Origin of the sequence: uncultured Porphyromonas sp. (assembly GCF_902489635.1) — a bacterium.
Classification (GTDB): Bacteria; Bacteroidota; Bacteroidia; order Bacteroidales; family Porphyromonadaceae; genus Porphyromonas.
This window is the reverse complement of sequence record NZ_CABUAN010000008.1, coordinates 23,169-37,926: the sequence shown is the minus strand read 5'-3', so window position 1 is coordinate 37,926 and position 14,758 is coordinate 23,169. Positions and strand designations below refer to the sequence as shown.

Here is a 14,758-nt window from a genome sequence, read left to right as displayed (position 1 = left end):
TAAAGAGTATTCCACTTTACTGTCTATGATTATTGCCTAGATGTAGGATCACCTTCTGACCTGGGTGGATAGGCGTCCCGACAGGGATGCTCTGCGCTATGACTTGTCCATAGCCGACCAACTGCACCTCCAGCCCCTGCAGACTAATCTGATAGACCGCTTCGCTAGGGGCTAAACCTACAAGTCGAGGCATCACCCCCTTAGAGTAACGAGCCAGAGGATGCAGCTCCACCCCTTCACGTTCATACTGAGGTACGACCAGTTGGTCAGAGGCGACCTTGCTAGAGCCCTCGGATCTAACCTCGGGGATCTTGTAAGCCTTGACAAAGCTCTCGACACGCTTCTTCTCACCGCCAGCTAGCTCCAAGTGCTTTAGCCGCTCACTAGCCGGGTGAGGTGTGATCGTGTCTAGGAGGATAGGATTAGAGAGCGTGTAGATCTCCTCAGCGATACGCTTCACACCACGACCAGCTACGATACCGCCTGAGGCACGACCTACGCCGTGAGGATTGACTACAAAGATGAGGCAACTATACTTAGGATGATCAGAAGGGAAGTATCCGCAAAACGAAGTCATATAGACCTCCCCACTAGCACGATAACCTCCGCCACCATGGTTGCTCATCAGGGCTGTACCCGTCTTGCCACTGATAGAGATCAGCTCAGAGCGTACGGGCCCTTTAGCAGTGCCTTGTAAGACTACATTGTCTAGCATGGAGCGTATCGAGTCAAGCGTAGCCGGCTTGCAGATATTCTCGTGCAGCACCTGTGGTTGAAACTCTTGGATCACCTTGCCCTCTGCATCCTCTACACGATCTACCAGATAGGGACGCATGATACGTCCGCCGTTGGCGATACCATTGTAGAAGTTGAGCGTATTGATCGCCGGCACAGATATACCATAGCCACGGCTGATGCCAGGGATCGTCGAGTTACCGTAGCTCTTGTCCCCAGGTCGTATGATCGTTGGTGTAGCGACACCCTCGAGACCTACGTCCAGTCGCTCCAGCATGCCATAGTTGCTCAGATGCTGATAGATCCCGTCAGGGTGCTCCACATACCCCTTGATCGCAATTTTAGCCAGGACGATATTACTAGAGTACCATAGTCCCTGCGCTACCGAGATACGCCCATAGCCTCCCCGATTGGCATTGTGATCACGTATGTTGTAGCCTCCATACTTAAAGACTCCGTTTCCAGTGTCAATGGTATCGCTTGGCGTACAGACTCCATCATCTAGAGCAGCCATCATAAAGGGCGTCTTCATCGTAGAGCCAGGCTCGTTGAGCGCGCTAAGGGCATAGTTGACCCCCTCATAGTAGCTCTCGCCACCTTTCGTTAGATTGGCCAGTGCCAGGATACGCCCCGTCTCCACCTCCATCAGGATAGCCCCTCCGTAGTCCGCCTCAAACTGTGTCATCTGCTCATAGAGCGCACGGTGCACGATCTGCTGCAGATTCATATCTAGCGTGGTGTACACGTTGTAGCCATCACGAGGCGGCTGTAGCGTGTTCTGTCGGGTAGACCCCGCTAAGTACTGCCTCACAGCCAGTCCAGGCTCACCCCGCAGGAGGGTGTCAAAGCTCTGCTCCAGACCATACTCTCCCTGCGTGAGATCTCCCTTGACCTCCTTGTAGACACTCCCTATCGTACGTCTCGCCAGCTCGCCATAAGGTCTGTCACGTAGTGCACGCTCCTCATGTGTCAGCCCATTTCTGAGCGGACCACGGCGACGCACTATACGTCCCTTGCGCTCTACCGTCATCATCAGTGGATAAGTCTGCTTAAGCCGCTGATACTCCACATGGCTCACCTCGTAGGGGTATATAGATACGTAGCGATAGCCTGGCTGCTTATGCTGCGCCTTGCGATAGCCCTCACGAAGTCGCTTACGTAGAGCCTGGTAGGTAGCTTGCTCACCCTTCTCCCAGAGACTCATCTGGTAGGCTAGCGAGTCTAGCTGCTTGTAGAGCGAGTCGGGTTCCATCTGCTGAATAGCCTCTGAGCCAAAGTCTAGGTAAAGCTTGTACGCAGGCTTGCTAATAGCCACGATGTGTCCGTCTGACGAAATAATGTTGCCACGCAGTGGTGAGATCGTCACCGTGTCTGGGCGATGAAAGTTTTGCGCCATCTTGCGCCAGGTAGGTCCCTCGACGAAGATGATGCCGATCACCTTGATAAAGATCCATAGAGTCATCAAGATGGCCAGGAAGCCTAAAGTGCGGTAGCGAGCTATGATAGGGCTATGTTTCGACATAGAGCGTGTGTACGTTAGAGCGGGTAGAGATTATTTCTTGTCATCACGATAGAGGATGATCGACTGCTGCGAAGGTGCCTCAAGGTCTGACCCCATCGCCTGGAGTTGCTGCTCGAAGTTGCCCCCGATACTACGACGCGTTAGTTCGCTGACGCTCTCCATGTGCTTGTAGGTCAGATCCTTGACTCGTGTCTCTAGCTTGTCTATCTGACGGCGCTTGGCGATGATCTGATAGTTGCTCGTGATATGTATCAGTCCCATCAGGAGGATCGCGATAAAGGCTGGTATATACTTCCTAAAGGCGGGCTGCTCTAGCATATCTCCACCTAGCCAATACCATAGCCCACGCGAAGAGCGCTTGCGAGTAGACTGGTCAGACTCTTCCTCGATATCCTCTTCATCCTCCTCTTCGACAGCTTCCTCCTCTTCTTCCTCCTCAAGCTCTTCAGAAGCATACGGCTCTTCAGAGGCAAACAAAGCCTCAGGAGCCTCGGGCTCCGCTAGGGGAGTAGACTCTAGCGTGGAGGATTCATGGGTCTCCTCATCGTCAGCGGGAGCCATGGCAGCCGGTGTGAAGTCGCTCTGAGTGTCTGTGTCGACAGCTTCAGAAGAGACCTCCTCATCTAGGAGATCACCCAGCAGAGGCCTCGGCTGAGGCTCTGTCGTAGACTCATCAGTAGCTACTGGTGTAGGCTCCTGTAGCTCCTCCTCTAGGTCATCCTCAAAGTATGTGTCGTCTATCTTAACCATCTTCTCAATCTCACTCAAATATCCTCACGACGCTCAGCAACACGTAGCTTAGCACTGCGAGCACGATTATTATCCGCTATCTCATCCGCCGAGGGTGTGATAGCTTTTTTTGTGATCACACGTAGAGGCGCAGGGGGCGATAAAGGCATACCTGCTAGAGCCTCATTTGGCTGCTCGAAGCTCCCTAGACGGAAGAAGTCCTTGACCATGCGATCCTCCAGCGAGTGATAAGAGATGATCGCTATGCGCCCCCCCGGCTTGAGGAGACGCACGGAGTCGCTCAGCAGTTGACGCAGAGCGCCCAGCTCATCATTGACCTCGATGCGCAGCGCCTGGAAGATACGGCTCAGCTTATTGCGCAGCTGAGGCCCTCCCTTAGGTAGGACTGGCGTCAGCACCTCCATCAGCGAGGCGATCGTCGGGTAGCCCACGGCACGATGCGACACCAGCAGAGCTGCGATGCGACGAGCATCATGGAGCTCACCATAATAATATAGTATATCGGCCAGCTGCTCCTCGCTGTAGCTCAGTAGGAGGTCACGAGCTGTGACACCCGACCGGCTATTCATACGCATATCAGGCATGGCCTCCTCATAGCGAAAGCTAAAGCCTCGCTCCTCACTGTCGAAGTGATGTGACGAGACTCCTAGATCTGCCAAGATGCCATCGACCTGCCCTGAGAGTCCCCAGTAGTCAAGCCACTGCCCTAGGTAGCGAAAGTTTGTCGCCACAAAGTGGTAGCGACTATCCGTAGGGGCGTTGACCACCGCATCGGGATCTTGATCGAGGCCGATGCAGCGCCCCTCGGGAGCGAGTCGCTCGAGGAGGGCACGCGAGTGCCCCCCGCCACCCATTGTGACATCTACATAGAGACCAGTGGGTGTCGTGACCAATAAGTCGAGAGAGTCCTCACAGAGGACAGCCGTATGATAGAGCTTAGCAGACAAGGGAGTAAAAAAGGTAACAGTGCGATAAGTGTTTGACAGAGAGTTCCGTGCGCTTCTGGCGAAGGCGTGCCGATCGTCTTACTCACGGAGTTACTGCAAAGGTAATCAAATTAGAGATTAGAAATTGGCTATTGGCTATTGGCTATTAGCTGTTGGCACTAACACTCCGATAGCTCTGATTACTCTGGTAGCTCTAGCCAACAGCAACAACCAAAAAAGAGGGTAGACTCGACGCTGGCTTGTTACAATAATTTAGAGCCGACTACATATCGAAACGACGCTATGTCGGTGAAAACTGATTCCCACGTGGATATTTCAAAATCTCCACGTGGAGAATTTTTATTTCCCAGGTAGGAAATAAAAAATTCCTCGGAGGAATCAAATGAAACTTCGGAGGAAATGAATCACGCCCACGTGGAAAATAAAAAATATCCACGTGGAGATTTGAGATTTTCCACGTGGATATTCGAGAAAGGATGGGATCGGACGAATTTCCCTGTAAAGATATGTAAATAGAAGCTAGAGGTTAGAGATTAGAAGTTAGAGGTTAGAGATTAGAAGGCAGGGATGACACATTATATATAATGAACTCATCGACCTCCCTATGGAGGAAATCGGAAATCCCTCGATAGGGACTTTTCATTCTCCACGGAGGCTCGGAAAAATTCTTCGGACTTATGATTTCATTCTTCCGAAGTTTCATTTCATTCTTCCGAAGTTTTATTTCGGCCCTCCGTGGAGACTTTTTGTTTTCTAGGGAGCTATTGGAGATTTCCTCAGGTGTGTTTTGGCAGAGCGATTAAATAATACGTCAGTCCTGGCCAGAGTGGAGGATTCTTTCGCTAAGTCAGATTTTTGTTGTAACTTGCAGCCCGAATCGTTTTAACCCATACTATACAAACCAAAATATGACAGTTCAACGCTTATCCCTAGTCAGTCGACTCCTAGCAGTAGCTTTCGTCCTGCTGTGTGGTGGTCTCGTGACCTTCGGACAACAATCTTTCGGAGGTAGTCCCCTCATGATGCAGGAGGGTTCGCTACGCTCACTTACTGCCGTTCAAACCGTGAGTCTGGACTTTAACCCAGCAGACTACCTGTCTCAAGAGTCTTGGACGGAGACTGTACAGACGAAGCCTCTATCCGTGGGGCGCATCATAGAGCATCAGGTCGACTTTGCTGAGGATGCTCAGCTAGTAGGCACCGTCGAGGGGCGAAACATCTATCGCCTGCAGATCGAGCTAGAGGGTACGCCTGTAGGGTGTAACCTCTATTACGATGACTTCTACATTCCTGAGGGAGGTAAGCTCTACATCTATTCGCCTGAGGGTAAGCAGGTGCTGGGCGCTTACACACGCGCTACGCACCCCGAGCATGGAGCCTTCGCCACTGAGCCTATCAGTGGCAATACGCTGATCCTAGACTATGAGGCTCCTGTCACAGGCGAGATGCCATCGATCAAGGTACAGGGAGTAGGTTACTTCTACCGCCCAGTACTGATGGCTGATAAGGGTGCTGAGAAGCACATGAGCATCGAAGATAAGTCAGATCCAGGCCTCGTCAAGTACTGTCAGATCAATGCTAACTGCCCCGAGGGTGATCCCTACCAAGATCAGAAGTCTAGCTCTGTAGCTATGCTGATGCCCGGAAGGAATGGGGCACTAGGCATGTGCTCAGGCAACCTTGTAAACAATGTCGCAGGCGACTTCAAGCCATACATTATGTCGGCAGCGCACTGTGCCAGTGCGACTGAGACGTTTGATGTCTCGCCACAACAACTGAGCCAGTGGATCTTTGCCTTCCACTATGAGAAGCCTCGCTGCTCTAGTGGTGACTATGCTACTCTGCAAGAGGTAAGTATAGTAGGAGCTGAGATGAGATCTTTCATCCCTATTGCAAACTACTCGGATGGACTACTCCTTGAGCTCAAAAACGAGATACCTCTAGATTATCGTGTCTACTACGCAGGCTGGGATGCCTCGCCTACGACCTGGCCTAGAGGTGCTAGTATACATCACCCCGCAGGTGATGCTGCCAAGATCTCTACCTTCGATGGAGGGGTCTTCATAGCACAGTGGAGAGGTAAAGATGAAACAGGTGGCGAAGATGATCACTTTGGCTTCAACTTCAAGAGGGGCAATACTGAGGGTGGCTCCTCTGGCTCTCCACTCTTCAATGCAGAAGGCAATCAGATAGGTACACTCTCTGGTGGAGCACCTGGCACTTGTCGCATGGATGCTCTATATGGACGCCTAAACTCACACTTTGACAAGTATAAGTCTAAGGGGGCTACGTGGTACATGGCTAAGTGGCTCGACCCCAAGGGTACTGGCACTACAAAAGTGAAGGGTACCTGGAGAGAGAACTATCAGCCTCTAGCTGTCGTGCCCTCGATCATCGCTAAGATAGAGCCTACGGACGCCTCAAAGATAAAAATCTCTTGGGAGCCAGTACCGCAGCACCCACAGGGCTACCCAGTAAAGTATAACCTCTATCGCAATGGGCGTCGCATGGCTAGCCTAGCAGAGACAACGCGTGAGGATCTAGTCACTAGTGACATGAAGCGCAAGGGGCGTGTAGCATACTCCGTCGAGGCTGTTTATACGATTAATGGTCAGGAGGTCGCAACGCCTGCTGCTTACTATACGCTTTACACCGGACAGCTAGCCTCTAGAGCACCGCTCACAGTATCTACAGGTAAGACTGGCACCAAGCTTAAGTGGCAGATGCCATACAACACGCAGATCGTCTCCAAGATAAAGAATCGCGACAAGGTCTTCCCCCTAAGAGCCGCTAATGGAGTCGACTACATCTTGAAATACTACAATATCTCTAAGGATGCGATAAACAGAATCTACATGTACGACAGCTATCGTCTAGGACAGTCTCCGCTCAACGGACGTAAGCTCTACATACATCAGATCAACTTCATCCCCTCTCAGGACACGCCATACAACTCTAATGGCTCTATTGATGCTAAGAAAAATATCTCCTTCTTCATCAGACAGAAGGTCGATGGTCGCCCCGTACAGTACTACAACCTGGTCGTACCTCAGGGCACTGCAGATAAGAAGGAGTTCTTCTCTATGCAGCTCTCCATGCCTTACGAGATTAGTGATGCCCATCTACTAGATGTAGGCTTTGCCTTCGACCCGTCCAACATTACGGGAGACATCTACCTCGATGCTAACTCTACGGATGAGAAGGTGGCATACGACGGCTGTAAGCTAGCCCTAGACCTTGGCCGTGAGTTCTATGTATGGCAGGAGCCTTATAGCAAGGAGCGCATGGCCTACCAAGCCGTCGAGCTGGTCATCTCTGACAATCCTAAGAGGCAGCCAGGCGTAACCCACGACTACTACACACGTGGTGAGCTGCCAGTGCCTTTCCCCGAGATCAAGAGTTACATCATATATCGCAACGGGCAGAAGGTCAAAGAGCTACCTGCCGGCACCTACGTATACGATGATGCTGATGGTAAGACTACTGACGACTACTACGTAGAGGTCGTCTACGACTATCCAGGCGAGCTACGTCCTAACGAGCCTATCCATGTAGCTGCTGCAGAGGTGAGCCTCTATCCAGCACACTTCACCACACAGCTACAGCTCACAGATGCTACGGATGTACAGGCTGTCGAGCTATACAGCATGGAGGGTATCCAGGTAGCAGCCTTTGCAGGTGCTCAGCTGATGGCTATGGATGTCGCCTCTCTGCCTGCTGGTCAGTACATCGCTACGATCCGTACAGCTGATGGCGTAAAGACTCAGAGACTAGTCAAGTAGAGTCAGACTCTAGCTACTAGTTCAGCTAGACTAAAGAAGTTGCATAGCGGTAGTGCCGAGGAATCCTCAGCACTACCGCTCGCTATATAAGCTCATTGTGATACTCAATGATCGATACTTGTGAGATTTATTGCATCGAGATAGCTCTGTAGATTTGTTTTCCACGCATTTTTGTACTACCTTTGTTTCCGAAAGGTTAAGGTAGACTCCCTTCGGCAATGTTGAAGGCTCTGTGCAGGGTGGTGCCTGCGCGTATGCCACAGTGTGAGAGGAGATTCTATTGGTTGCTATATTAGGTTATGTCAGAGACACACCACCATAGTTGCTAGCGTGACGTGGTGGGTGGGTAAGACTATTCAAACTATCAATGTATAACTAACGCTAAAGAAGAGTTTTATGAAAAGATTGGCTCTATTCTTTCTGATGCTAACGGCCAGCATAGGATGGGCTGTAGCGCAGAATAGGACCATCACAGGTACTGTAACCTCGGGAGAGGGTAAAGAGCCGGTGATGTTTGCGAACGTGGTTGTAGAGGGCAACACCTCTATTGGTACCACGACAGACGTAGATGGTAAGTTTACACTCAGTGTACCTGCCTCTGCAAAGAAGCTGACCTTCTCCTACGTAGGTCTTAAGACTATCTCCGTACCCATCTCCAAGGTGATGAACGTCGTCATGACGACTGACGATCAGACCCTAGATCAGGTCGTCGTAGTAGGTTACGGTTCAGGACAGAAGCTCAGCACGATCTCAGGCTCTATGGCTCGCGTATCTGGTGAGCAGATCGCTGAGAAGCCTGTAGCCAACGTGATGGACGCACTACAAGGTAAGGTCGCTGGTATGAGTGTCTTGACGACCTCTGGAGACCCTAATGCTGTGGCAAACGTACAGATCCACGGAAAAGGTTCACTAACGGCTGGCTCTGCACCTCTCTACATCGTAGATGGTATGCAGACCGACCTAGCTACCGTTATGGCTATGAACTCCAACGATATCGAGAGCTTGACTACCCTTATGGACGCTTCGTCAACATCTATCTACGGTGCGCGAGCAGCTAATGGTGTTATCGTCATCACCACCAAGAAGGGTAAGCGCTCTGAGGAGGGACTAGGACATATCACTGTCAACGCACAGTATGGTATCTCCCAGTTCATCAATAGAAAGCCTTACGACAACATGATGACCGGTGATGAGCTGCTAGACTATCAGGCTGCTCATGGATACCTAAAGGCTAAGACCAAGGCTGAGCTCCTTGCAGCACTCAACAAGAAGGCTCAGAGTGATAATGAGAGAGAGGCATGGTCTTTCAATCCACTCTTTGATGTGGACGACTATAATCCAGCAGACTACAACTTCGACTGGCTCAAGTTCTTCATGGGACGCTTGGCTCCTACGTACAATGCTGACATCTCATTCAGCGGTGGTAGCAACCGTACGCAGTACTACATCTCTATGGGTACCTTCTCACAGGAGGGTCTGACTCGTGGTCGCAACAGCTTCACACGCTACAATGGTCGTGTCAGCGTTGACTCTCGTGTCAAGGATTGGCTCAAGGTAGGTGCAAACCTCTTTGGAGCTTATACGCAGCAGTTCTCTTCTAGCTTTGAGGGTAACTCTTACGTCGACGAGGGCCCGTTTGGTGCTCTTGTACAGCCTCGTTACTTCTCTCCTTATGATGCAAATGGTGAGCTACGTCGCTACTGGTACCTAACACAGGTAGGAGACTTCGGTATCATTAGAGATATCTCTGACAAGTATCGTAAGGAGGTCTCTGACGGTTACCAGGCTAACATCGGTGGTTATGCTGAGCTGACGCCTATCAAGGGTCTTGTCATCAAGACTCAGGCCGGTCTAGACATGTCTCACAGCCTCTCTTCTAATGCATTCCTCCCAGGAGCTTACTGGAGAACCGACAAGCGTGGCTCAAGAAGTGAGCAGCGTAGTCTCTATAGACTCTTCACATGGACCAATACGGCTGAGTATCGCACCTCTTTTGCTGATAAGCACAAGCTCACCTTCCTGCTTGGTCAGGAGTGGGTTCAGAGCCGTGCCGACATCATCGGTGCTTATGCGCGTGGTCTAGAGCACTCTGAGTTTATGCTCCTAGGCTCTGGTAGTACACAGCCTGAGGATCTAGTGCTACCTAGTCAGGCAAAGAGTGGTTATAACTACCTCTCTTTCTTCGGTCGTGTCAACTATTCCTTTGACAACTACCTACACCTAGACCTATCGCTACGTAGCGATGCTTCTTCAAGATTTGGTACTAGCAACCAGACAGCACTCTTCTACTCAGTAGGTGCTACCTATGATATCTATCGTGCACACCTAGATCACGTCAAGTGGCTCAACACGCTACGTCTACGTGCTAGCTGGGGTACGACGGGTAACTCTTCTATCCCCACCTTGGCATTCTTCCCACACTTGGGTCGTGTCAACTATAGTGGTATCTTCGGTCTCTACGCAGCTTCAATCGGTAACCCTGATCTAGGCTGGGAGAAGCAGTCTAACCTCAATGTCGGTGTAGACTTCGATGCCTTCGACAATCGCCTGCACACGGTGACCAACATTTATCACCGTATCACAGACGACATGCTTATGTCAGTACCTCTACCTTACATCTCTGGCTTCGCTTCTCGCTATGAGAACGTAGGCTCGATGACTAACACAGGTATTGACCTGACGGTCAGCTACGACATTGTTCGTACACGTGACTGGAACGTCTATGCTTCTGCAGTACTCAACTACAACCACGAGAAGATCACTAAGCTCTTCTATGGTATGGATGAGTACAAGATGCCTAACTACAGCTTGATATACAAGGTCGGTGAGGCTGAGCAGTTCCTAATGGCTGAGTATGCTGGTGTCAATCCTGAGACTGGTAAGCAGCAGTGGTATATACCCGATGAGAATGGCAACATCTCTAAGGATCGTGTCACAGAAGAGTATGTAGCTGAGAAGCTCCTTCGTGCTTCTGGCAAGAAGCTCCGCGCTCCGTTCAATGGTGGTTTCTCTATGGGTGCTAGCTGGAAGGGCCTCGCACTCGATATCGACTGGGCATTCAACGTAGGTAAGTGGATTATGAATAATGACCGCTACTTCACAGAGAACCTCAGCCAAGAGTTCCTAGACTCCAACAAGAGCCGCAAGGTCCTCGACGCTTGGACTCCAGAGAATACGAATACTGATGTACCTAAGTTCGGCGAGCAGATCGCTTTCGACTCTCGTCTCTTGGAGAACGCATCATTCCTTCGCTTGAAGAACGTACGTCTCTCATACGCACTGCCTAGCGCATGGTTTGAGAAGATCGGCGTCATCTCTGGTGTACGTGTCTACGTGACTGGACGTAACCTACTCACCTTTACGAAGTTTAGTGGGTTTGACCCAGAGGCTGGTTACAACATGGCTATGAATAGCTATCCTAATACCCGCCAGTATGTAGGAGGTCTTCAGATCACATTCTAAGCAAGGACTATTTAATCACCTTATAATAGAAAATATAGTATGAAACAACATATCAAGACCCTAGGTCTCTTGCTTGTATCGCTACTTGCTCTCGCTGCTTGTAAAGTAGAGTATATTCCCGAGGGCAACAAGGCACAGACCGAGTTCAAGACGATGCAAGACGTCAAGTGGACACGCGAGGCCATGTTTGAAACAGTCCGTGGGGCTGAGTCTCCTGCGAATCTAGTCCTCGGCGACTATCAGGCTGATCTCTACAATGTCGTCAACGCCCGTGACAATGGAGCCAATGGTAAGTTCTATGACTGGGATGAGCAGCTTCTTAGTGATGCTGATGAGATCGCTTCTTATTACGGATCTTACTGCTCACTCATCAAGGATGCCAACTACTTCATCATGCGTACTGAAGAGTTTATGGCAAACGAGGAGCTCACGAAGGATCTATCAGATGCCGATAAGCTAAGCATTGAGACTTATATAGCAGAGGCACGTACACTACGTGCACTAGCCCATTATCGTCTGATGCTACGCTTCTCTAAGCGCTACAATGACGCTAACGATGGTGGTGACCTAGGTATCGTCATGATGAAGCACTTCGACCCCCTCTTTAAGGAAACGCCTAAGGCGCGCTCCACACAAAAGGAGGTCTACGAGTGGTGCCTCGATGAACTCGCTGAGGCTGCTAAGAAGCTACCTACCAAGGCTGCCTATAATGACCTGCAGATGGATGGTATCCCCTGCTATCTCGTTGATGACTATGCTTACGCTATTCGCGCTCGCATACTCCTTGAGATGCATAAATATCAGGATGCTATCGCAGAGGTTGATAAGTTCATTGATAACTATCCTCTCGCTACAAAGGGTGCGCCCTCTGAGCAGGAAGATCAGAAAGACAAGACTGCTCTCCTAAACATCTGGAAGTACGAGACCTCTACCGAGATCATGATCAAGACCTATGCTAATAAGAAGGTAGGTCGTGTCGGTGGCGTCCTACATGGTATCCGCTACCTCAAGGGGGCTCTTAGCGACGGTAGTGATGTAGAGCTTGTAGTGCCTGTATGGCTACCTTCTCAGTATCTCCTAGATCTGTACAATAAGCCTATCGATACAGAGACCTCTCAGGAGGGTAAGGATTGGCGCTATACAAACTGGTTCGAGGATGGCTCTCAGAAACCCAACGGTGTACGGGTATTGGTGTATGATGCTGATGGTGCTACATTTGTCTCCAAGTTTAGAGGCAATCCAGACCTAGATCAGAATCGTGAAAAGCAGCTCTATAGTTATGCACATACGACACACCTCTTTGACATCGCAGAGGCTTGGCTTATCAAGGCTGAGGCTCAGGCGTGGAGTGGTGATGTAGCTAGTGCTAAGGCTACTCTAGAGGAGTTCCGTATGGCTCGTGGTCTAGGTGATCAGCTCAAGGCTACGACACAGGATCAGATCAAGCAGGCAGTCATGCATGAGCGTACACGCGAGATGCTCGGTATGGGTACACGTATGACCGATCTCAAGCGCTGGCAGGTGGATCTAGATCGTAGTGACAAGCCCGCACAGCCTGCTCTAGCCGCTTCTGGTGCACTCCATGAGAAGAGCCTGGATATGCACAAGTCTCACACGGACAAGATGTTCATCTGGGAGTTCCCACTCCAGGATCGCTTCGCAAATAAGGAGCTTATACGTAACTGGTAAGCTATAAGTAGCAAACTCGGTGATACGCTTTCTACTGCTAGTGTATGACTAGCTGACAGAGTAGCGTGTCGCAAGAGATCCTAACAATAAAGATAGCCTCCGAGATATCTCCACACAGGTGGATTATCTCGGGGGCTTCTTGTTTTTCATTGTAGCCACGGAGAAAATCGACAATCCTCACCTGGCTCTTCTTAACCCTCCACGCGGGGGCAAATCATTTCTTCGGACTTGTCATTTGATTCCTCCGAAGTTTCATTTCATTCCTCCGAAGTTTTATCCCTTTCCTCTGTGGGGATTTGGAAATTTCCACGTGTAGATCGCCTCTGTGAGGAGACTGTTGCAAAAGTCAACAGTCTCATGGGACGAAAAGGAGCGTCTCGTGGTGTAGCCGATGTTGACGATAAGAGGTCAGCCAGAAGTTTTTCTACCTAAAGTGAGCTAGTCCCAAATAAAATGAGTACTTTTGCACCAATTGTTGGATTCTAAAGAGAGATCGTCATGGCAAGAACGATAACTATCAAGCGAGGCTTGGATCTCAAACTAAATGGGACTGCGCCCCGTACCCTCCTGACCACACCTTCTGGCGGAGCATCGTCCACCTATGCATGGGTGCCCGATGATGTACCTGGGCTGACGCCCAAGATGAAGGTGCATGTGGGAGATCACGTAGAGGCTGGCGACCCGATTGTCTACGATAAGCAGTACCCAGAGATATGGGTCACAGCACCCGTCAGTGGTGAGCTAGTCGCGATCAATAGAGGTGCTAAGCGTAAAATAATGAGCGTAGAGATACGCCCAGATGAGAGTCAGGCACAGCGCACCTTTGCCGTAGAGGGACTACTTGACGGTGAAGCGAGCAAGCTACAGGCCCTGCTGCTAGAGTCTGGCCTATGGACGCTCATACGTCAGAGACCTTACGATCGCATTGCTAACCCTACGATCGCACCACGAGATATATTTGTCACAGCGCATCTGACCGCTCCGCTAGCTCCTGAGATCGACTATCTGCTAGAGGGACGTGAGGAGGAGCTACGCCTAGGACTACGCGCCTTGGCTCGTCTTACAGCTGGCAAGGTCTACGTAGGCGTCGCACACGATTGCCCTCTGACGCTGCCCGCAGAGGTGGAGAGCGTAGAGGTAAGAGGGCCACATCCTGCTGGTAATGTGGGAGTGCTGATCAACCACGTAGCTCCTATCAACAAGGGCGAGACGGTCTGGACACTTCGTGCTACAGATGTAGTACTCATCGGTCGTCTCCTGATGACGGGGCATGTGGATTACAGCCGTCGCATAGCCATCACCGGTAGTCACGCTGCCGAGCATGGCTATATGGACCTACTGCCTGGCTGTCGTATAGAGAGTCTGGGCAAGCTGGCTCAGGATGGATGCAAGACGCGTATCATCGCAGGCGATGTGCTGACAGGTACACAGCTCACGGAGGAGCGTCCTTTCTTCCCGATGAGCTGCGATCAGATCACGGTGATCCCTGATGGGGCTGATCGCGATGAACTACTCGGATGGGCTATGCCCCGTTTTGGAGAGTTTAGCCAGAGCCGTACTTACCTCAGCTGGCTGATGCCTCGCAAGCACTATACGCTGGATGCCCGCCTCAAGGGTGGCGAGCGTGCGATGATCATGAGTCATGAGTTGCAGAGCGTCTTCCCGCTAGATATCTATGCGGAGTATCTGCTGAAGGCGATTATAGCTTTTGACATTGACAAGATGGAGGAGCTAGGCATCTACGAGGTGGCTCCCGAGGACTTCGCCCTGTGCGAGTTCGTCGACACCTCCAAGATGGAGCTGCAGCACATCGTGCGTCAAGGTTTAGACCTACTATATAAGGAGATGAACTAAAAAAAGTAGCCTCCCGT

Annotated in this window: 7 protein-coding genes; 4 read left to right on the top strand and 3 right to left on the bottom strand. The window is 50.8% G+C overall.

Features of this window, described 5'->3' with window-relative positions; translation table 11 throughout:
• Positions 1–16: 16 nt before the first annotated feature.
• From RDM37_RS02895 to rsmH, 3 genes are read right to left on the bottom strand one after another with little or no spacing between them, the layout of a single operon-like run.
• Positions 17–2,257, bottom strand: coding sequence for a penicillin-binding protein (locus RDM37_RS02895; protein ID WP_308554832.1), 2,241 nt, complete (start codon positions 2,255–2,257; stop codon positions 17–19).
• Positions 2,258–2,287: 30 nt separating this feature from the next.
• On the bottom strand, positions 2,288–3,007 hold the full coding sequence (locus tag RDM37_RS02890) for an FtsL-like putative cell division protein (protein ID WP_308554830.1): 720 nt from the start codon (positions 3,005–3,007) through the stop codon (positions 2,288–2,290).
• Between the two features lie 14 nt (positions 3,008–3,021).
• The gene (gene rsmH, locus RDM37_RS02885) at positions 3,022–3,954 is read right to left on the bottom strand and encodes a 16S rRNA (cytosine(1402)-N(4))-methyltransferase RsmH (RefSeq protein ID WP_308554828.1); all 933 of its coding nucleotides are present in this window, start codon (positions 3,952–3,954) and stop codon (positions 3,022–3,024) included.
• Positions 3,955–4,862: 908 nt separating this feature from the next.
• Here rsmH and RDM37_RS02880 point away from each other — a divergent pair.
• From RDM37_RS02880 to RDM37_RS02865, 4 genes are all read left to right on the top strand, one after another.
• Positions 4,863–7,736, top strand: a complete 2,874-nt coding sequence (locus tag RDM37_RS02880; protein WP_308554826.1) for a T9SS type A sorting domain-containing protein — start codon at positions 4,863–4,865, stop codon at positions 7,734–7,736.
• Positions 7,737–8,132: 396 nt separating this feature from the next.
• Positions 8,133–11,198 carry a SusC/RagA family TonB-linked outer membrane protein gene (locus RDM37_RS02875; RefSeq protein ID WP_308554824.1) on the top strand — a complete coding sequence of 1,022 codons (3,066 nt, stop codon included), beginning with the start codon at positions 8,133–8,135 and terminating at the stop codon, positions 11,196–11,198.
• Between the two features lie 39 nt (positions 11,199–11,237).
• On the top strand, positions 11,238–12,887 hold the full coding sequence (locus RDM37_RS02870) for a RagB/SusD family nutrient uptake outer membrane protein (RefSeq protein ID WP_308554822.1): 1,650 nt from the start codon (positions 11,238–11,240) through the stop codon (positions 12,885–12,887).
• A 498-nt stretch (positions 12,888–13,385) separates the two neighbouring features.
• The gene (locus RDM37_RS02865; RefSeq protein ID WP_308554821.1) at positions 13,386–14,741 is read left to right on the top strand and encodes a Na(+)-translocating NADH-quinone reductase subunit A; all 1,356 of its coding nucleotides are present in this window, start codon (positions 13,386–13,388) and stop codon (positions 14,739–14,741) included.
• Positions 14,742–14,758: the final 17 nt, after the last annotated feature.